Here is an 18,784-nt window from a genome sequence, read left to right as displayed (position 1 = left end):
CTAGAAAGTGCGCCTGACTGTCGCGGCCCAGGTCCGCGGCAGACCCGGTACGCCGGTGACAACGCCGAGCGATGTCGACACGTCGCTGACGCTCAGGAAGTAATATTTGTCGAACAGGTTCTGCACTTCCAGCGACAGTCGCCAGTCGGTGTCCGGCGATGTGAAGCTGACCCGTGCATTGCCAAGGAAATAGCCCTGCACCCGGCTCCATTCCGAATTGTTCGATTCGGTGAACAGGTCGGACTGGTATGCCCCGTCGAAACGGGCGGACACCACGGCATTGCTCTCCAGCTCGTAATCATACTGGATGCCGAAGCTATAGGTCCATTTCGGCGTATAGGGCGTCACCGCGTCGAGCGAGATGCCCGAGGAGCCGGTGTCCTTGTATTCGAAATCGATATAGCTCAGCCCGCCATCGAGGGAGAGACCATCGACCGGATAGGCCTGCATCTCCAGTTCGAAGCCCTTCACATCCGCCTTGCCGACATTGTTCGGCTGCAGACAGGGGATGGACGGGCAGGCCGACAGCGTCAGGATGATGTCGTTATATTTGTTGAAGAAACCGGCACCGTTCAGGCGCAGGCGGCGATCCAGCAGATCGGCCTTGAACCCGATTTCGTAGGTGGTGATCGTTTCCGGATCGAATGACTTCAACTGGTTGCAGGCATCGGGCGCGGTATAGCCCGGCGCATCGCATTCACCGGCGGAAGGGCCGAAGAACGGACGCGGGTTGACGCCGCCGCCCTTGAACCCCGTCGCGACCGAGGCATAGGCCAGGAACGCATCGGAGAAGCGATAGTCGGTCACCAGGCGCCAGTCCCAGCGATCGCCTTCAAACGTGTCCGAAATGCCGTAGAGGCCGCTCAGCAGGCAGTTCGGCGTATTGCCGATGCCTGTCGGCCCGGCCGTGGGCGCGCCAAGGAAGAATTCGCAGATCGGCGCTGGTGAAACCGCCGGCGTCCAATCCTCGAACGGGACCGTGCCATCCGGATTGCTCCGGTAATAGGTATAGGTCTTCTTGTCCTTGGTATAACGCAGGCCGCCCGTAATGCTCCAGTTCTCCGTGGGGTGCAGCGTGGTGTTGAGGAACACCGCCTTGGACGTGCTGGGCGTGGTATCCGGACCATGGATGAAGTCGATCCCGGCATAATTCAGATCGACCCGCGCGGTGTAGCGGCCATTCTGGTCGAAATAGAATCCGCCCAGAGTGTATTCGAGGAAACCGTCCCCGAATTCGCCATTGATGCGCAGTTCCTGGCTCCATGCGCGGTGGTTCAGCTTGTTATCCAGCTGGGCCACCGGAACCGGGGTGGCATCCTGATCCTGACCGAATTTCGATTCATATTTGCGGTAGGAACTGATCCAGACCAGCTGCAGGCTGTCATTCACGTCGAACGTGACATTGCCATGCACGCCCCAGCCGGTGAAATCCTGGTTCTGCAGGGCGGCATAGGGTTTGTAGGGCGCCTGGCTGGTCGGCAACATGCTGTCCAGGAAATTGGCATAGCTGATATAGCGCCGATCCCCGCCATAGGCGGAGCTACTCAGCGTATCGCAGCCATACTGACCGGCCGGCACGAAACGGCAATCCACGGGGACGGGGGTGCCGTCCTTGCCGGGCAGCCATGCCCCGCCATTGGCATTGGTGCCCGGGTTCTGGGATGTCGGATCGAACAGTTCCGGCGAATCCGCCACGGCGCCTGCCGCAATCAATACGGTCGGCGCGGGTTCGGAACGGTCGGAGGTGTAATCGCCCGAGATATTCACCTCGATCCGGTCGGTCGGGATCCAGCGCAGGGCCAGACGGCCCGCGACATAGGATTGGCCGCCCTGCGTGCCGACAACCGCATTGGCGCCGCGCGCATCGGATGCCGGCACGTTGGAATCCGGATGCGTCCGCCCGTAATTGACCAGGTCGACATAGCCGTCGCGGCTCTTGGCGACGCCGGAAACGCGGGCGAAAAGATTATCCGCCACTCCGAAATCGGCCATGCCGCGCACGTCCAGCCGGTTATAGGAACCGTAGGTTACCTGCAGTGAACCGGAACCATCGCCTTCGGGCTTGGCGCTGAACAGCTTGATCGCGCCGCCGATTGAATTCTTGCCGGCCAGCGTGCCCTGCGGGCCGCGCAGCACCTCTACCCGGTCCAGATCCATCAGGTCCAGCAGCGAGCTGGAAAGGGTCGGGATATAGACATCGTCCACATAGACCCCGACGCCGGGATCCAGCGCATAGTTGAAGTCTGTCTGGCCGACACCGCGGATGAAGGCGATCAGGCCGGCGCCGCCATTCTGGGGCTGCGGCTTCAGCGTCACGTTCGGCGCCTGCGCTGCCACCTGGGCAATATCGGTCTGGCCGCGTGCTTCCAGCATTTCGGAATTGACCGCGGTGATCGCGATCGGGGTATCCTGCAGATTGGCTTCGCGGAATTCCGCCGTCACCGTGATGACATTGATCCGCTGGCCTTCATCGGATTGTTCCTCGTTCTGTGTCTCGTCTGCGTCCTGCGCGAAGGCGGGCGAAGACAGGCCGGCAATCATGGCCAGTGAAGACACGACTCCTATTGTCCGTAGTCTCATCAAACATCCTCCCTGGGTAGAGGGTATTTGTTGAGACCCTCTACCTGACATCCCCCTGACCGTTCATGCGTCGGATGGCAGCCGAACGGTCTTGTTGGTCAAGGAAGTGTCCCCGATATTTGAACAGGCTCCGGGTGATCCTCTTCCTTTCCCATCCTCATTTGTAACGGGGCTGCGACAACCGGCAAGAGCGCAGGGCGCAATCAATGTGCGCGCAGCGAAGTGGTGTCGCAATCCGGCAACATCGTTGCACTGGCCAGGTTTTCCCGAAATTGCGCGGAATGACCGATCAGTTCGCTGGGTGACAAGACGGCATCAAGTAACGGCCATAGCCTGCGGAAATATAACAAGAACGCCGCAGGGGGAGGTATGGCTGCATATGTCGCGCCGCTGATACAATGGGGCAAAACTCCCCACTGCAATCCTGAACAGCGCATGGGGAGAGCGGCGGCATGACCGGGGATCAGGACTATCTGCGCCGCGATGTGCGGACCGCGATGAAATATGTCGTGCGGGGCGAGAAGGCGACCTTCCACCCCGGTGACCGGGCGAAGAGCTATTGGCCCGGTGAAGAGCATGGCGTGACAGTGCATGACATGCGCCCGATCGCAGGCAGCCTGTCCTTCGATCGCAACGGGTTCCTGCTGCTGGACGAGCCCACCGATGTCCGGGATTTCGGGGATCCGGGCCAGCTGGCGCGCTATTGCAGCCAAATGGAGGGGATGGTCCAGCGCCTGACGGGGGCGGCAAAGGTTGTCAGCTTCGGCCCCATGATCCGCACGAATGCCGGTGGTGCGCATGGCCACAACCAGCCGGCGCATGGCGCGCATGTCGATTACGGGGCGCGCACGGTGGCCGATTTCGCCCGCGACCTGTTGCCTGCCGAGGAGGCCGGGCGGCGATTGGCCGGGCGGCACATGCTGATCAATGTCTGGCGGCCCATCGTCATGGTCGAAAGTGCGCCCTTTGCTGTTTGCGATGCCAGCACGGTGCAGCGGGAGGATCTGTTCGACAGCGAAGTGGTCGGCGGGCTGGGCGATTTCAATCGCCGCTCCCTATGGGGCTTCAACCTTGCCTATTCCCCCGGCCATCGCTGGTATTGGGCGCCCCATATGCAGCCATGGGAAGCGCTGGCCTTCAAGCTGTTCGACAGCGATGCCGATGCCGTGCAGTTCACCGCGCACAGCGCCTTCGAGGATCCCGATACGCCGCCCGACGCCGCGCCGAGGCAGAGCGTGGAACTGCGAACCATCGCCTTTCTGGACTGAGCGGACCTTCGCCCCCTGCCAAGCGCCATTCGCCCTTGCGCAAGCTGATGCGCGGCCGCGCCCCTAGAACAGTGGCATAAAAGGGAGAGGGCATGGCGCAGGCCGAACTGGATGAAACACTTGCCGCGCGTGGTGGCGAATTCCCATTGCGGGGGCGCTATGACGAGCGGTTCCGCCCCGTCGTCGATGCCTTTATCGAGAATTTTCGTGAGGAAGAGGAACTGGGCGCGGCCGCAAGCATCGTGCTGGACGGCAAATGCGTGGTCGATCTGTGGGGCGGCTGGGCGCGGGCCGACCGGACGGAGGAATGGCGCGAAAACAGCCTGGTCTGCATGATGAGCGTGGCCAAGGGCGTGACCGCGATCTGCTTCAACAAGCTGATCGAGCGGGGCCTGGTCGATCCGGATGAAAAGGTGGCGACTTACTGGCCGGAATTCGCGCAGAACGGCAAGCAGGACATTACCGTTCGCATGGTGCTGGATCACACGGCGGGCATCCCCGTTTTGACCGATGATGTGATGCAGCCCGGCGGGTTCTTCGATTATCCGGCCTATATCCGCGCACTGGAAGCGCAGCACCCGCTGTGGAAGCCGGGCACGCGTGCGGCATATCACGTCCACAACCAGGGTTTCCTGCTGGGGGAGATCATGCGCCGGGTCACGGGCATGACGGTGGGCCCTTATCTGCGGGCCAATGTCGCCGGGCCGTTGCGCGCCGAATACTGGATCGGCGGCATGACGCCGGACGAAGAGGCGCGTGTGGCGGAAGTGCTGCCCAATACCGGCGCCCGCCTTTTCGCCGCCAAGGACCAGGCCGTGCCGGACAAGCCGGATACGCCGGAAGGCTGGCAGGACGGGGCCGTGCTGCGCAGTTTCGCCTTTCTGCAGAACCCGGACGAACCCTGGCATGACACGATGAATTCGCATGGATGGCGGCAGGTGGAGATCGCCAGCGGATCGGGCCATGGCAATGCCCGCGGCGTGGCGCGAATCTACGGCGCTACGGTTGGCCGGGTCAGCGGTATCTCCCTGCTGTCCGCCGACCAGCTCGAAGCGATGATTGCCGAACAGCACAACCAGATGGAGCTGTTGCAGGACCGGCCTTACCATCAGGGGATGGGCGTCCTGCTCAACACGCCGGAGGCGGTCTATATGGGCCCCAATCCGCGCAGTTTCGGCCATCACGGGCTTGGCGGATCGCTGGGTTTTGGCGATCCCGATGCGAAGCTCGGCTTTTCCTATTGCTGCAACCAGATGCACGCGGTGGGCACCAACGGCCCGCGCGCACGCCGCCTGATCGATGCAGCTTACGAGGTGATGGGATGACGCATTTCTGCTTTCCCTTCCATCGTCATTCCCGCGCAGGCGGGAATCCAATCGCCTTCTCTGCCGGGAGCAAGGTGACGAAGCCAGTTTAGCGGAGAGCCGATATGGACGATGACCTCTACGAAAAGGGCATGAAAATCCGCCGCGAAGTGCTCGGCGATGCCTATGTGGACCGGGCGCTGGCGAAATCCGGCCCGTTCAACGATCCGCTGCAGGAACTCGTCACCACATATTGCTGGGGCTGGAACTGGGGCCGCGATGGCCTGCCCCGCCGGGATCGCAGCCTGATCAATCTGGCCATGATCGCCGTGCTCAATCGCAGCCACGAATTGAAAGCGCATATTCGCGGTGCGCTGAACAATGGGCTGACGCGCGAGGAAATCGGCGAAGTCCTGCTGCAGGTCGGGATCTATGGCGGAATCCCCGCCGCCGTCGACAGTTTCCGCCTCGCCGACGAGGCCTTTGCCGAAATCGATGCGGAGGCAGAATGACTGTGACCGCCAGCAATGAGAACGAACAGCTCGTGCTCGATTTCTTCGATGTGCTGTCTTCCGGCGATCTGGAGAAGCTGCGCAGTTTCTATCACGATCATTCGGTGTGGGAACCGAAGGTGAAGGACATTGCCGGTGCCGGCAGGCATGTGGGCATGGACATAATCGACGAATTCCTGGCCCCGGTGCGCGGCATGTTCGAACCGGGCGATCCCAAGGTCCATGTGCAGAACATGTTTTCCGCCGGGCCTTTCGTCTGCGTGGAAAGCTATTCCACGGGCAAGACGATGGACGGGAAGGTCTATCACAACGATTATTGCTGGGTGTTCGAAGTATCGAACGGCCGGATCGACGCGATGCGCGAATATATGGACAGCCTCTATACGGCCAGGCTGTTCGGGATGGCATGATGGCGGACCGCGACCAGCGCTTTACCGGCCGGCCCATCCTTGTTTCAGGTGCCGGTCGCGGCCTGGGTGAAGGGATCGCCAGGCATCTGGCGGGCGAAGGCGCGATTGTCGGCGTGGCGGATATCAACCGGGAAAGCGCCGAACATGTCGCCGCCGCCATTCGGGAGGGGGGCGGCCGGGCATATGCCTATGGCGGCGATCTGGGGCGGCGGCAGGAATTCTTCGATGTGGCGGAAGCCTTCGCCGGGACGGCAGGGCCGTTGCGTGCGGTGATCAACAACGCATCCGTCCTTGTCTATGAACCGATCGAATGCGTGACCGAGGAAACGCTGGACCGCATGTTGTCCGCCGGGCTGAAATCGGTGTTCTGGGGGGTGCAGGCCTTCCTTGCCTATCGTGATCAGACGGCCACAGGCAACATCCTGAACTACTCCTCCCCCGTCGCCTATCGCGGGCGGCCGCATACGGGCGCCTATACCACGATCAAGGCGGGCATTGCCGGGCTGACCAGGGTGCTGGCGGGTGAACTCGGCCCCGAAGATATAAGGGTCAACGCCATCGCGCCGGGCAGCGTGCCGACGCCGGCCACCGAAGGCTTCGTTTCAGCGGAACAATATGAACAGCGCGCCAGGGCCATACCGCTGCGCCGCAACGGCACGCCGCGCGACGTGGCGCAGGCAGTGGCGTTCCTGCTCAGCGACGAGGCGGAATTCATCAACGGGGCGATGCTGGCCGTGGATGGCGGCATAATAGCGGCAGGATGAGCATGGTAGCTGTCTGGCATCAACGGATCCACCGGCTGAAACAGGTCATCGAAGAGGATATCGCCCGCGGCGATTACTATGGACTGGTGCTGAAAGTGGGCCGCGGCGGGGAAGTGGTGCTGGAAGAGGCGTTCGGCGCCGCCGATGCGGAAGGCGCGCGCCCGCTCGCCACTGACGATGTCTTTTCCATCTTCTCCGTCACCAAGGCCTTCACCAACATATTGATCCTGAAAGCGATCGAGGAAGGCCGCTTCGCCCTGACCACCAGGGTGAGCGAGCTTCTGCCGGAATTCACCGGCGCCCCGCGCGATCGGGCGACCATTTACCACCTGCTGACCCATACGGCCGGAATGCCCGGCGTCTGGACGCCGAAGCCGGGCATGTATCTGGACCGGCTGGACGATCTTTATCAGGCCGTGATCGAGCATGTGCATGGCGTGGTGGAACCGGGCAGCCGCTGCGATTATTCGCCGCTGGTCAATCACGTGCTGATGGGCATGATCCTGGTGCGCCATGATCCGCAGGGGCGCGATTATCGGACCTTGTTGCATGAAGATCTGTTCGCGCCGCTTGGCATGGACAGCACCAGCATGGGTTTGCGCCCCGATTTGCGGGATCGGCATGTGAAACCGGATATGCGCGGGACGGTGCCCATCAAGCATCTGTCGCGTGATCTGCCCGGCGACCACGCATTGTTTGAATCGCCGCATACGGAAAGCCCGCATGTCGGTTGTGCATCCTCCACCGGCGATTTGTGGCGCTTTGCCGAAATGCTCCGCCGGGGTGGGGAGCTGGGCGGGGTGCGGATCCTGTCCCCCACCATGATCCGCCTCGCGCGGCAGGTGCATACGGGGGACATGCCCAACGAGCTTTACCGGGCCGCGCATCTGCGCGCCGGCTGGGAAGTGGCGCCGGCCTGTATGGGGCTGGGCTTCAATGTGCGCGGTACCCGGATCGTGCCCCACCAGCTCGGCACGCTGACCAGCCCGGAGACCTTCGGCAATTACGGCGCGGGCAGCACTCTGCTGTGGGTCGATCCCGAACTGGATGTGAGTTTCGCCGCCTGCAGCGCGGGCGTGATGACGCAGACCGCCAATATCATGCGGTTCCAGAAACTGTCCGACCTCGTGGTTTCGGCCATGATTTGACCGAGCACTCAAAACCCGCTCGCCCTGAGCCGGAGCATGGAAAGAGCATTATGAGCGACGCCGACATCATCGCCATCGGTTCGGGCCATAACGGCCTCGTCGCCGCAGCCTATCTGGCCGTGGCGGGCCGGAAAGTGCTGGTGCTGGAGCGGAACGACTGGTTCGGCGGGGGTGTCGTCACGCGTGAACTGACGCGGCCCGGCTTCCGGCATGATCAGCATTCGATGAGCCATATCTTCATCCAGGGCAATCCGCTGCTGCTGGACGACGAACTGGGGCTGCGGCGCAAATATGGCCTGCGATATGTCTTCCCCGAAACCCCGATGATGAGCGTGTGGGAAGATGGCACCACGCTGCCGCTACACCGCGATCCGGTAAAATCGGCGGAGGCGATCCGCCGTTTCTCAGCCCGGGATGCGGAGGCATTCCTCGCCATGTCGCGCCAGGCGGCGGAATGGCTGCCGATGATCCGGGCCGGGCTCTATACCCCGCCCATGCCGGTCGGCGCGCAATCGGCGATGATGGACCAGAGCGGCGAGGGCCGCGAGATCATGCGGACCATGGCAATTTCCACCTTCGACCTGATGGAGGAATTGTTCGAGCATGACCGGGTGAAGGCGCATTTCGGCCGCGTGGCGGGTGAAAACCTCGTCTCCCCGGATGAAAAGGCGACCGGCATCGGCGCCTATGTCTTTCTCGGCTTTCTGGAGAAATACGGTTTCGGCGTGCCCGTGGGCGGATCAGGCAGCCTGACCGATGCGCTGATCCGCTGCATAGAGGACCACGGTGGCGCGGTGCGGGCGGGCGCAGAAGTGCGCGAAGTGATAAATGACGGCAGCCGGGCGAGCGGCGTGGTGCTGGACAATGGGGAACGACTTTCCGCCTCCGAAGCCATTATCGGGGCGATCCACCCCCATATCCTGCCCGATCTGGTGCCGTCCCTGCCCGGCAGTGTCGCCCGCAATGCGCGGCGTACCCATGTGACCGATGCGGCCTGTTTCACCGTCCATGCCGCGCTGGACGAACCGCTGAAATTCAAGGCGAAAAATGCCGATGGCACGGATCTGTCGGCGGTGATGTATGAACTGATGCCCGCCGAATACGAGGATATGCGCCGCGCCTTTGACGAACTGCGCTATGGCAATTTTTCACCCACGCCGCTGGTTGGCCTTGGCCAGTTGACCCAGCACGATCCGGGGCGTGCGCCGGAAGGAAAGGCGATCTTCCACGCCTGGGATTATGTTCCCTATGCCCGCAAGGACGGGCGCAGCTGGGATGAAACGAAGGGCAAGTTCGCCCGCAAGATCATCGGCCGGATGGGTGATTTCATCGATAATCTGCCCGAGGCGATCCTCGATTATCACTGCGACAGCCCCGTGGATATGGAGCGGACTTCGCCCAGCTTCCATCGCGGGGATCTGCACGGCATTTCCACCACCACTTATCAGTCCGGCGCGCACCGGCCGACGCCGGAACTCGGCCAGTATCGCGTGCCGGGGGTGGACCGGCTCTATCTGGTCGGCCCGTTCCAGCATCCCGGCGGCGGCGTGTTCGGCGCGGGGCGCGCCACGGCCATGGTGATGGCCGAAGATTTGGGCTTTGAATTCGATCAGGCGAGGGTGCAGTGAAGATCTATTCCGCCGACAAATCGGAGCTGATGGATATCGCCCGGGTGGAACGGGTGGGCGATGATCTGGTGCTGAAAGGCAAGGTTTTCGGCACCATGCCGATGAGCGCGACGCTGACGCCGCAACAGGCGCGGGCTTTCATGAAACTGCTCACGCCCCGGTTGATCCTGTTTCTTCTCACCATGCCATTTCGCAAGGGAGCCAGATGATGCGCCATTCGGGAAGTTCGATCATTGTCACCGGCGCGGCAGGCGCGATCGGCTTTGCCGCCTGCGAGATATTGGCGCGGGAAGGCGCGCAATTGCTGATGGTGGATATCGACCGCGAAAAGCTGGACCAATGCGCGGGACGCCTCGCCGATGCAGGCCATACGGCCATCGCCTGCCATGCCGATTGCGCGGATGAGGGCGATGTCGCGCGTTATGTGAAGGATGCGATTGCCGCCTTCGGCAAGGTGGACGGTTTCTTCAATAATGCAGGCGTCGAAGGCGCGCTGGCGCCGACGCATGAATATGACATCGCCGAATTCGACCGGGTCATTCGCGTCAATCTGCGCGGCATGTTCCTGGGCCTGCGTTTCGTGCTGCCGCATATGGTGGCCGCCGGGAAAGGGGCCGTGGTCAACACCGCCTCTATCGGATCGGAACGCGGCCTGGCGGGGGCCTGCGCCTATAATGCGGCCAAGCATGGCGCCGTGGGCCTGACGCGCACGGCCGCCAGCGAAGTGGCGCAGAAGGGGGTGCGCGTGAACTGCGTGATGCCCGGTGTCATCGAAACGCCCTTGCTGGTCGGGATGCTGGAACAGATGTTCGACAATGTCGAAGCGGGCATGGAAAAGCTGGGCCAGACCGCAACGCTCAACCGCGTAGGGCAGCCGCGCGAAGTGGGGGACGTGGTCAGCTTCCTGCTGTCCGAAGAAGCCAGCTATGTGAATGGCGCCAAGTGGGAGATTGACGGCGGCGCCCTGGCGACGATCCGCAACGATATCTGAACCGACCCGCGCTGCTTCCACCTGTGGCGGAACCGTTTCCGTGATCGGTCGGTTTAAACAGGCGCAAAAAGGAGAATTTCATGATCGGCAAGATTATCGGCGCCGCTGCCGGCGCGCAGGCTGGCAAGATGGCACGGGGCATTTCCGGGCCAGCGGGCGCCGTGACCGGCGTGGTGGCCACTGCTGTGCTTCGCCGTCTGGGCGTGGTCGGACTGATCGCGGCAGTCGGCGGCGGTTACGCCCTGAAACGTCTGAGCGAGAAGGAGGGCAAGACCTCCACCACGGCGGGTCAGACCTCCACCGCGAAGGGTAAGACCTCCATCAAAAAAGGGAGCTGAAGGAACAGGCATGGCCGGCGGATGGACGCGCGACGGCGCGGTACAGGACCAGATTGACGATACGGTGAAGGACGCCGTGCAGAATGCGCGCGCCCGTATGCCAGCCGGCAAGGGCGCCACCCATTGCGATGAATGCGGGGAGCCGATCCCTGAAAAGCGGCGCCAGGCCCTGCCCGGCGCACGCACTTGCGTGCAGTGCCAGTCAGGCCGGGATGCCGGCACAAGGCAGGCAGGCTTCAACCGCCGCGGCAGCAAGGACAGCCAGCTGCGCTGACCGAGCCTGTCCGCTCGCTACGGACATTTTCGTAGTGTTGCCGATTTGCACAGGTAACCAAACTATTTGATCCGCTCACATTTTGTAACAATCGGGAAGCAGGCCGGAAATGCTCCGGGCGCTACCCCGTTGTGTGTCGTCGATGACACGGTTTGGCCACGCAGCCACACCGGCGCGGCGGCCGCAGGAAGGAACGCGACAAGCGAAACAATTACACGAGGGCGTTCCAACTATGAAAATTCGTCTGCTGGCTGGCCTTGCCTGCCTCACCGTTTCCACGCCTGCCATGGCGCAGGAACTGGGTGATTCACTGACCGTGGCCGGTGAAGTCTCGATCGTCTCCGACTATCGGTTCCGCGGCGTATCCCAGACCGACAAGGAAGCGGCGATCCAGGGCGGCATCAGCGTGTCGCATGACAGCGGCTTCTACGTTGGCACCTGGGCTTCCAACCTAGCCGGATGGGGCACTTTCTCCGGTTCCAACATGGAACTGGATATCTATGGCGGATATGCGACGGAAATCTCCGACGGGCTGACCATGGATGTGGGCGTGACCTGGTTCATGTATCCGGGCGGTTCGGACACGACCGATTTCGCAGAAGCATTTGCCTCCCTGTCCGGACAGCTCGGTCCGGCCAATCTGGCAGTCGGCGTCAATTATGCGCCCAAGCAGGAAGCGCTGGCGAATGTTTCCAACACGCCGCAAAGCAACGGCCAGAAGCAGGATAACCTCTATCTCTGGACCGACGCGGAAACCGGCCTTCCGGGCACTCCGGTGACGCTGCGCGCGCATCTCGGCTATTCCGACGGAAATCCGGGCCTGGGCCCCAATGGAACCAGCATTGCCCCCACCGGCGATTATTTCGACTGGTCGCTGGGTGCCGATGTGGCTGCGGGCCCGCTGACGCTGGGCATTTCCTATGTCGACACCAGCATCAGTGCGGCGGATGCAGCCTATCTCCAGCCGGGCTTCTCCTCGACCAAGGACGGCTCCTCGATCGCCGGCTCGACCGTGGTTTTCTCGGTCAGCGCGGGCTTCTGATCGGATGGAAAAGGCGGGCGGGGATCAACCCCGTCCGCCACACCGATAATTGCGCGGGCTGGTTTCAAACCGCCGGCGGAAGGCGCGGCAGAAACTGGACAGGTCGTTGAAGCCCGCATCATAGGCCACTTCGGTCACGGTAACGTCCAGCCCTTCCCGTTCCAGCCGGCGGGCCGCCAGTTCCAGCCGCCGGTCCTGGATGAAGGCGCGCGGCGTGGTGCCCATTTCGGCGAAGAGCATCTGCACATAGCGCGCGCTCACACCCATGCGGCGGGCCAGCCTGTGCACGTCCAGATCGGGATCGGTCAGTTCGCTTTCCACGGCATCGAACAAGGCGCGCCTGCGTTCATCCCGGCGGTTGGTTTCCGCCCTGGGGCGCGTGGGGGCATAGGCCATGTCCAGCAGAGGCCAGATCGCTTCGCCCAGGGATTCGGCCCAGATGCTTTCCTCCCCCCGTTCCAGTTCGGCCCAGGACTGGCGAAGGAAGTTGGAAAACAATGCGCCCGGGCCCTGGCGCCCGCTAACCGCCAGGCCGACCTGGCTGCGTATATGCGGCATGCGTTCTTCCACAGTCGCCAGCGGCAGCCGCAGCACAATTGCCTGGGTCGTCTCTTCAAAACTGAGCCATAGCGGCTTGGAAGGATCGTAGAGGACGAAATCCCCTTCTTCCAGAACGGCGGTGCGGCCGCCCGTATGGTTGGTGGTTCGCCCCTTGTGCTGAACCTGGATGTTCACCACCCCGGCATCGCATTCCGCTTCGCGAAACACGCGGGCGGGACTGGATATGGGCGAAATGATTTCGCATTCCCGCAAGGTGCGCCGGAATATGCGGGCATTGAACGGCCCTTCTCCCAACGCCTTTACGCGCAAGGGGGTTATCATCCGGCTGGCGATTTCGTTCCAGTAGGGCAACCGGTCCCGAGCCGCGACATCCGCAGTGCTCATTTCCTCGAGAAGCGTCATGGGCTTCCTCTCCTTTGCGGGCCTCTTTTCGGGCCCTGCAAACAGGGAGGCTATGCCGGAAGGGGGGCGCTTGGCAAGCGCGGCCTGCATCGCCTTGCTATGCGGGCCCTTCAGGGTCCAGCCCCGCATCGGTTTCGACGATCCTGGCAATGGCGGTGAAATCCGCCTCTGCCCCGCATTCGGCGAGCGTGCGTTCAAGATAGGTCCGGATCACGGCGCCCAGCGGCAGGGGGACCTCCATCGCTTCCGCCTCTTCCAGCAGCAGCTTCGTATCCTTCAGGCTCAGCGCGGCGGCAAAGCCGAAATCGAATGTGCGGGGCAGGACAGATCGGGGCCATTTGTCGCGCGTGGCGGAATTGATGCCGGTGGACTGGTTCAGCACTTCGATCATCCGGGCCGGATCCAGCCCGGCCTTCATGCCGAAAGCCATCCCTTCCGCCGTGACGCCGATTGCCACGGCGCCGAGCAGGTTGTTGACCAGCTTCATCGTCTGGCCCGCACCGGGCGTTTCGCCCATATAGAAGGGCTTGCCCATGCGTTCCAGCAAGGGACGCAGCCGTTCATAGCCGGTCGCCAGTCCGCCCACCATCAGCGACAATGTGCCGTCACGCGCGCGCGCAATGCCGCCCGATACCGGCGCGTCCATGCTGGCGATGCCGAAGGGCGCCAGCATTTCGGCCAGTTCCTGCGCCAGCCGCGGGCCGGAGGTGGAAAGATCGCACATGATCGCGGGCGATCCGCCGGACATGATTTCGGCAAAGCCATCGCGGACCACGGCCGGGGTCGGCAGGCTGGTGAAGACGATATCGCAATGTTTTCCCAGCTCTGCCGCCGATCCCGCTGCCTCTGCCCCCTGACCGACCAGGGCGGCCACGGCGGACGGATCGATATCATGCACCAGCAGGTGATCGACATGGCCGATCAGCCGGGCGGACATGCCTGCCCCCATGCGGCCAAGGCCAAGGAAACCGGCAATGGTCATGATCCCTCCGGAATGGGTGTGTGGGGCGGCAGGTCCACCCGCGCAATGTCGTTTTCGGCCGGGAAGCAGGCCAGCACCAGCGGATCGTGGCCGGGTATCAGATGGGCTAGAGAGTTTCCGGCGAGTTCCAGCGCGCGTTGCTGGGATTGCCTGTATTCCCCTTCGTCCACGAAGATCGGAAAGGGCAGCCGACGCGTGAGATTGGCATAGAGATGCGCCGCATCGCTGGCCAGGACGACAAGGCCCCGCGCCGTCTCGCAGCAGACCATTTGCAGCCCGGCGGTGTGGCCGCTCGCCAGCCGCAGCTGGATGTCCGGCGCGAAATCCTCGTCCCCGTCATGGAACACGACATGGCCGGCATAGAGCTTGCGCACGATTTCAGCCACCGGCTCCCCGTCGAAGGGTGCGCGCACGCCATGGTCGCAGATCTGCCTGCCGGTGGCGAAGGTCAGCTCCGCATCCTGGATATGGAACCGCGCATTGGGGAAAGTCCCCAGCGATCCGGCATGGTCATAATGGAGATGGGTCAGGATGACATCCTGGACCAGCAGGTGATCGATCCCGGCATCGCGCAACCCCTCCAATACCGGACGGGTGATGATGCGTCCGCGCGCCAATGCGGCGGCTTCGCCAAAGCCGGTATCCACGATCACCGGCGGTTGCCCGTCACGATGGATTGCCCAGATATAATAATCCAGCGGCATGGGCAGATCGTGATCGTCCACCGGGGCGGAGAAATTCCCGGCCGCGCTCCGATCGTGCCGGGCGTAGCGGATGGCGTCGATCCGGGTCACTGATGCGGGCATGGGGCCAACCTCAAGCGAAATTGAGCCTTACCGGAAGGCGGATCGGGCCGTGGCCGACCGTGGTCATCCACGGTTCGTAATCGCCCGCCAGCTCGAAACTCTCCACTTCGCGCACGATCGCCCCCAAAAGAGCCTGCGCTTCCATCTGGGCCAGCACGCGGCCCACGCAGCCATGCACGCCATAGCCCCAGCCCAGCGAATGTTTCGTATCGCGTTCGATCCGGTATTCGCCCGGAGCATCCCAGAAACGCGGATCGCGGTTGGCGGCGCCGAACATCAGCCCGCAGCGCGTGCCGGATGGGATCACGTAATCTTCGATAGCGACATCGCGCATGGTGATACGCCCCGCCATGCGGCTGGGGCTGTCCCAGCGCAGCGATTCATCGAAGGCGCCGCGCAGCTTCGCGGGATCGGCGCGCAGCTTGGCATATTCATCCGGGAAACTGGCCCAGGCGCGGATTGCGTTGGCCATGGTCAGATAGGTCGTGTCCGTCCCGGCGCTGAGCACGGTCTGCAACAGCAGTTTCGCTTCATCCAGCGTCACTTGCCCGCGATCGGCCGCGCGGAAGAATTCGGCGCCGATCCCTTCAAGGTCGAGCGCTTCGCGTTCGCAGGTCCGTTCCAGCCAGGCGATCACGCCGGAAAAATCGTTCTGCATGGCTTCATCGTATAATTCGCCGGGCGGGCCCATCGTCGCCCAGACCATCTGGCTGAAACCGTGCATATGATGGCGGCCTTCCTGCGGCAGGCCCAGAATGTCGGGCAGGACGCGGAAGATATAGGCCTGGGTGATGTCGCCCACGCCGTCCACCACTTCGCCCTGCCGGGCACGCAGTTCATCCACGAATTCGCGTGCCGCCTGCTGGAAAATGGCCTTCACCCGTTCCAGCGCACGCGGGCTGAGCGCATCCGCCACCACCTTGCGCACTTGCGTATGGCGCGGCGGATCGTCGGTCAGCAGGATTTCCGGGCGCGGGCTGCCGGGATCGTGCCAGGGGCGGGACGTGTTGGAAAAGGCCTTCCAGTCGAGCAGGCCGGCGGCGACATGTTCATGCCGGCCCAGCATGACCGTGCCATCGCGCAGCCGCACGACAGGGGCGAATTCGCGCAGTTCGTCATCCACTTCGCGTGCATTGCGCACGGCTTCGGGCGTGAAGATATCGGCCGGAAATTCGGGGATCGGGCTTGTCACAGCCCCAGCCCCCTGAACCAGACCTCTCCCCGCGCATCCCGGACCATGTGGCCCGCCGTCGGCTCCGCAAAATGGGCGCCGATCACCAGCACGCCGCTATCGGCATAGGTATCGACAAACCGCATCCGGGTTTGCTTCCCGCTTTCCTTGTCCATGTCGAATGTCGCCTCGCGGTGGGGCATGGCGCATTGCATCGGGTGGTGCATCAGATCGCCGGTAATGACCGCGTCCTCGCCCCGGCTGGAAATCCGCACATGGACATGGCCGGGCGTGTGGCCGTGGCTCGGTTCGCACCGGATACCGTCGGCGATGACATGATCGGCTTCGATGAAATCGGCCATGCCGGCTTCCACGATCGGATCCACGCATTCGATCATGTGGCCCGGATGATGGACCCCATCGTTGCGGATATGCTTCCACGCGTCGAACTCGGTCCTGCCGAACAGGTACCGGGCATTGGGGAAGGTCGGGCGGTATTCGCCGGTCTGCGGATCCTTGTAGGTATTCCAGCCCACATGGTCGAAATGCAGATGGGTGCACATTACCGTGTCCACCTGTTCGCGGGAAATGCCCAGGCTTTCCAGATCTTCAAGGAACCCTTCCGGCAGGTCGCAGAACACGTCGAACTGGCGGTCCCGCCCGGCGCCGATGCAGCTGTCCAGCACGATGATGCGGCCGGGGGCCTGCACCACGAAGCCCTGGAAATTCATCCGCTGCCGCCCATCCGGCGTGGCGTAATGGGGATGCAGCCATTCAAGGGCGAGCACTTCCTCCTCGCTCGCTTCGGGCATGGTCATGCGAATATCGTCCTGGAAATCCCAGATTTCCACGATCCGCGTCACAATCACATCGCCGATAGTCCAGCTTTTCAGATGTTCGCGGGCCACATCGTTCTCCCTCAGGCGGCTTTCTGTTTTGCAGGCTTGTGTCGGGCGACTGATTCCGGCGGCAGGTCCGCCGCGGGCAGAGGCGGCTTGCCGAGGATGAAATCGGCCGCGCGCTCCGCGATCATCACGCAGGGTGCATTGGTATTGCCGCCGATCACGCCGGGCATCACGCTGGCATCCACCACGCGCAGCCCCTCCACCCCGTTCACCCGCAATTGCGGATCGACCACGGCCCCGGCATCCGATCCCATGCGGCAGGTGCCGACCGGGTGATGCACGGTATATCCGGTTTCGCGGATATAGCGGTCCAGCTCCGCATCGCTGCGCATTTCCGGCCCGGGCGCGACTTCGCTGGCGCGATAGGGGGCAAAGGCGGCACTGGCGAAAACCTGCCGCGCGATCTTCAGCGCGCGGATCAGCGGAAGGATATCCTCCGGCTCGTGCAGCAATTTGGGATCGATCAGCGGCGCGGTTTCCGGTTCCGGATTGGCCAGCCGCACAGTGCCGCGGCTTTTCGGATAGAGCGCGACCGGGCTGATCGCGAAACCGTGGCCCACGGGGAACGGGATACGCGTCGTCAGCCGCCTGGCCGGCTGGAAGACGAATTGCACATCGGGCCGTTCCAGATCCGGATCGGTGCGAAGAAAGGCCACGCTTTCAAAGACATTGCCGGCCAGCGGGCCCTTGCGGGTAAACAGATACCGGAACAGGTGGCCGATATCGCGCGGCAGCGCCCTGGGCGAAATGCCGTAACTGGTGGGATCGCGTGTTTCCATGTGGATCGGCGCCGCGACATGATCGTGATAATTCGCGCCCACGCCGCGCCGGTCGGCCACCACCTTTATGCCCATATCCTGCAAATGCGATCCGGGGCCGATGCCCGACAGCATGAGGATTTGCGGCGTCTGCACCGTGCCGGCCGACAGGATCACTTCGCGCCGGGCGCGGATCCTGCGCCCGTCTGTCAGTTCCACACCAATGGCCCGGCCATTCTCAACCAGAACACGCGCCACCTGCGCCCCGGTCTGCACATGCACATTGCCCCGCGCCATTGCCGGGCGCAGCATGTTGCGCGATGTGCTTTCGCGCCGGCCATCGCGGATCAGGCCTTGCCTGCGGCCATAGCCTTCCGGGTCCGGGCCGTTGAAATCGGGGCAGGCCGGGAATTGCAGCGATTCCAGCGCATCCATGAAGGCAAAGTTCAGGCGGTTGGGATTTTCAACCAGCTTGACATTGATCGGCCCATGCGTGCCGTGAAACACGCTCTCGGGATAATCCTCGTTACGTTCCGTGCGGGTGAAATAGGGCAGCACTTCGGCATAGGACCAGCCAGTGCAGCCCGCATCGGCCCAATCGTCATAATCGGTGGGATGGCCCCGGAAATAGACCATGCCGTTGATGCTGCCCGATCCGCCCAGCACCTTCCCGCGCGGCACGCCGATCCGCCGCCCGGCCATGCCTGTCTGCGGCACGGTGGCGAAGCCCCAGTTGGTGCGTTTGCGTGCTATCGCCGCGGCAACGAAGCTGGGAATGCGGATGAATGGATGGGTGTCCCGGCCCCCCGCCTCGATCACGCAAGTGGTCCGGTCTGCCGCTTCGCCCAGCCGTGCGGCCAGGGCAGCGCCGGCCGATCCCGCACCGACGACCACATAATCGAATTCCGCCGCGCTCATTTTTTCGCGCCTCTCCCCATTG

The 18,784-nt window shown here is 63.1% G+C and carries 19 protein-coding genes; 12 read left to right on the top strand and 7 right to left on the bottom strand.

What is annotated here, in order from left to right:
- Entirely contained in the window at positions 1 to 2,580 is a 2,580-nt protein-coding gene (locus WYH_RS10645) for a TonB-dependent receptor (RefSeq protein WP_046903820.1), read from the bottom strand.
- Between the two features lie 452 nt (positions 2,581 to 3,032).
- Here WYH_RS10645 and WYH_RS10640 point away from each other — a divergent pair, with 452 nt between their 5' ends.
- The 12 genes from WYH_RS10640 to WYH_RS10585 all read left to right on the top strand — a co-directional run bounded on the left by WYH_RS10640 (position 3,033) and on the right by WYH_RS10585 (position 12,259).
- A complete protein-coding gene (locus tag WYH_RS10640; RefSeq protein WP_053833536.1) occupies positions 3,033 to 3,848 on the top strand; it encodes a CmcJ/NvfI family oxidoreductase in 816 nt (271 codons plus the stop codon).
- A 92-nt stretch (positions 3,849 to 3,940) separates the two neighbouring features.
- Positions 3,941 to 5,173 (top strand): serine hydrolase domain-containing protein, encoded by a 1,233-nt coding sequence (locus tag WYH_RS10635; protein WP_046903819.1) that lies wholly within the window; start codon positions 3,941 to 3,943, stop codon positions 5,171 to 5,173.
- Between the two features lie 104 nt (positions 5,174 to 5,277).
- Positions 5,278 to 5,664, top strand: a complete 387-nt coding sequence (locus WYH_RS10630) for a carboxymuconolactone decarboxylase family protein (protein ID WP_046903818.1) — start codon at positions 5,278 to 5,280, stop codon at positions 5,662 to 5,664.
- Positions 5,661 to 6,074, top strand: coding sequence for a nuclear transport factor 2 family protein (locus WYH_RS10625; RefSeq protein WP_046903817.1), 414 nt, complete (start codon positions 5,661 to 5,663; stop codon positions 6,072 to 6,074). The genes WYH_RS10630 and WYH_RS10625 overlap by 4 nt, the downstream gene beginning before the upstream one ends.
- Positions 6,071 to 6,838: an SDR family NAD(P)-dependent oxidoreductase gene (locus WYH_RS10620; RefSeq protein WP_046903816.1), complete on the top strand. Its 768-nt coding sequence runs from the start codon at positions 6,071 to 6,073 to the stop codon at positions 6,836 to 6,838. Before WYH_RS10625 ends, WYH_RS10620 begins: the two co-directional genes overlap by 4 nt.
- Positions 6,835 to 7,986 (top strand): serine hydrolase domain-containing protein, encoded by a 1,152-nt coding sequence (locus WYH_RS10615; protein ID WP_046903815.1) that lies wholly within the window; start codon positions 6,835 to 6,837, stop codon positions 7,984 to 7,986. Before WYH_RS10620 ends, WYH_RS10615 begins: the two co-directional genes overlap by 4 nt.
- A 50-nt stretch (positions 7,987 to 8,036) precedes the next feature.
- Positions 8,037 to 9,614, top strand: a complete 1,578-nt coding sequence (locus tag WYH_RS10610; RefSeq protein WP_046903814.1) for a phytoene desaturase family protein — start codon at positions 8,037 to 8,039, stop codon at positions 9,612 to 9,614.
- Positions 9,611 to 9,823: a hypothetical protein gene (locus WYH_RS10605; RefSeq protein WP_179945408.1), complete on the top strand. Its 213-nt coding sequence runs from the start codon at positions 9,611 to 9,613 to the stop codon at positions 9,821 to 9,823. Before WYH_RS10610 ends, WYH_RS10605 begins: the two co-directional genes overlap by 4 nt.
- Positions 9,820 to 10,605, top strand: coding sequence for an SDR family NAD(P)-dependent oxidoreductase (locus tag WYH_RS10600; RefSeq protein WP_046903813.1), 786 nt, complete (start codon positions 9,820 to 9,822; stop codon positions 10,603 to 10,605). Before WYH_RS10605 ends, WYH_RS10600 begins: the two co-directional genes overlap by 4 nt.
- An 80-nt stretch (positions 10,606 to 10,685) precedes the next feature.
- On the top strand, positions 10,686 to 10,943 hold the full coding sequence (locus WYH_RS10595; protein ID WP_046903812.1) for a hypothetical protein: 258 nt from the start codon (positions 10,686 to 10,688) through the stop codon (positions 10,941 to 10,943).
- Positions 10,944 to 10,953: 10 nt separating this feature from the next.
- Positions 10,954 to 11,217, top strand: coding sequence for a DksA/TraR family C4-type zinc finger protein (locus tag WYH_RS10590; protein ID WP_046903811.1), 264 nt, complete (start codon positions 10,954 to 10,956; stop codon positions 11,215 to 11,217).
- Positions 11,218 to 11,449: 232 nt separating this feature from the next.
- On the top strand, positions 11,450 to 12,259 hold the full coding sequence (locus WYH_RS10585) for a TorF family putative porin (RefSeq protein WP_046903810.1): 810 nt from the start codon (positions 11,450 to 11,452) through the stop codon (positions 12,257 to 12,259).
- Between the two features lie 24 nt (positions 12,260 to 12,283).
- On the opposite strand, the gene WYH_RS10580 is transcribed toward WYH_RS10585, so the two are convergent.
- From WYH_RS10580 to WYH_RS10555, 6 genes are all read right to left on the bottom strand, one after another.
- Positions 12,284 to 13,222, bottom strand: a complete 939-nt coding sequence (locus tag WYH_RS10580; RefSeq protein WP_169780760.1) for an AraC family transcriptional regulator — start codon at positions 13,220 to 13,222, stop codon at positions 12,284 to 12,286.
- Between the two features lie 97 nt (positions 13,223 to 13,319).
- Positions 13,320 to 14,204 (bottom strand): NAD(P)-dependent oxidoreductase, encoded by an 885-nt coding sequence (locus tag WYH_RS10575; RefSeq protein ID WP_046903808.1) that lies wholly within the window; start codon positions 14,202 to 14,204, stop codon positions 13,320 to 13,322.
- Entirely contained in the window at positions 14,201 to 15,010 is an 810-nt protein-coding gene (locus WYH_RS10570; protein ID WP_046903807.1) for an N-acyl homoserine lactonase family protein, read from the bottom strand. Before WYH_RS10570 ends, WYH_RS10575 begins: the two co-directional genes overlap by 4 nt.
- A 10-nt stretch (positions 15,011 to 15,020) precedes the next feature.
- Positions 15,021 to 16,202: a cytochrome P450 gene (locus WYH_RS10565; RefSeq protein ID WP_046903806.1), complete on the bottom strand. Its 1,182-nt coding sequence runs from the start codon at positions 16,200 to 16,202 to the stop codon at positions 15,021 to 15,023.
- Positions 16,199 to 17,089, bottom strand: a complete 891-nt coding sequence (locus tag WYH_RS10560; RefSeq protein ID WP_053833535.1) for an MBL fold metallo-hydrolase — start codon at positions 17,087 to 17,089, stop codon at positions 16,199 to 16,201. The genes WYH_RS10565 and WYH_RS10560 overlap by 4 nt, the downstream gene beginning before the upstream one ends.
- An 11-nt stretch (positions 17,090 to 17,100) precedes the next feature.
- Positions 17,101 to 18,762 (bottom strand): GMC family oxidoreductase, encoded by a 1,662-nt coding sequence (locus tag WYH_RS10555; protein ID WP_046903805.1) that lies wholly within the window; start codon positions 18,760 to 18,762, stop codon positions 17,101 to 17,103.
- Between the last annotated feature and the right edge of the window lie 22 nt (positions 18,763 to 18,784).

The sequence above is a fragment of the Croceibacterium atlanticum genome (assembly GCF_001008165.2).
Classification (GTDB): Bacteria; Pseudomonadota; Alphaproteobacteria; order Sphingomonadales; family Sphingomonadaceae; genus Croceibacterium_C; species Croceibacterium_C atlanticum.
This window is presented reverse-complemented; position numbering and strand designations above follow the sequence as displayed.